A 421-nucleotide genomic window follows, 5' to 3' on the forward strand; every position below is an offset into this window, starting at 1 on the left:
GAACATGTTAGACCAAGTAGATGCACAAATATTCCTCTGGAATGTTTTTCCTCTTCATCCGCACGCAGCGGGCGAACAGTTTACAAATCGACAGCACAATACTCTAGAAAGAAAAATCGGTGAGGAGTTACTAAAAGAGCTAATTCGCCTGCTGAATCCGTCACGCATTGTAGCTATAGGAAACGATGCTGCCGCTTCTGCAAGCCGAATTACAAATTCCATACCGGTATTGCGCGTAAGACACCCAAGCTATGGCGGGCAGAACATATTTATTGCACAAGTTTCCGAGATCTATGGATGCTCTCCACGCCAGAAAACACTTTTATAGATCCTGGCACATATAAAAAATCCAGAAAATCTATACAACAGGAAATTATCAAGCTGCAGAGCCATCTTCCCCCAGCACGTCGAGCCCTAGGTA

The 421-nt window shown here is 44.4% G+C and carries 1 protein-coding gene; it reads left to right on the forward strand.

The window, feature by feature from the left end:
- On the forward strand, positions 1–328 hold a 328-nt coding region (locus tag AC1DF0_RS32410; protein WP_477577703.1), incomplete at its 5' end, for a uracil-DNA glycosylase.
- Between the last annotated feature and the right edge of the window lie 93 nt (positions 329–421).

The organism is Paenibacillus sp. 05T425, assembly GCF_056396205.1.